General features: G+C 79.0%; 1 protein-coding gene. It reads left to right on the forward strand.

The window, feature by feature from the left end; all coding sequences use genetic code 11:
* The first annotated feature begins 194 nt into the window (after window positions 1–194).
* Window positions 195–557, forward strand: a complete 363-nt coding sequence (locus ACRYR7_RS25620; RefSeq protein WP_432575210.1) for an ATP-binding protein — start codon at window positions 195–197, stop codon at window positions 555–557.
* Window positions 558–585: the final 28 nt, after the last annotated feature.

Raw genomic sequence — 585 nt, forward strand, 5'->3', positions numbered from 1 at the left:
TCCGAGCCTAGCTGCGCGGCGGGGGGGCGGGTGGGGGCGGGGGGGGGGGGGGGGGGGGGGGGGGGGGCGGGGCCGGGGGGGGGGGGGGGGCGGGGGGGGGGGGGGGGGGGGGGGGGGGGGGGCCCCCCCCCCCCCCCCACCGCCGAGTGACTGAGAGTGGCAGAGTGACTACCATGTGTGAGAGGACTCCGGCCGTGGAGACCACGCTGCCCCTGGACCCGCGCGCCGCCTCCGACGCGCGGCGCTTCCTGCGGAGCGCGATCTGCCGCGAGCACGCCGCCTCGGTGCTCGACGGCGCCGAGCTGCTGGTCTCCGAGCTGGTCACCAACGGCCTGCGCCACGCCGCCCCGCCGATCACCCTGCGCGTGCAGTGCGACGGCAGCAGCGGGCTGCAGGTCTCGGTCAGCGACGGCGGGACGAGCGGGCCGGTGGCGCGCGAGGCCCACCCCGAGGCCGAGAGCGGGCGCGGCATGACCCTGGTCGACTACATCAGCGACGACTGGGGCGTGCTGCCCCACGAGGACGGCAAGACCGTCTGGTTCACCATCACCGCGTGAGGCGCCGGACCGGTGCCGGGCCCGGCAC

It is taken from the genome of Kineococcus gurbantunggutensis (assembly GCF_050871925.1).
In the GTDB taxonomy this organism is placed as follows: Bacteria; Actinomycetota; Actinomycetes; order Actinomycetales; family Kineococcaceae; genus Kineococcus.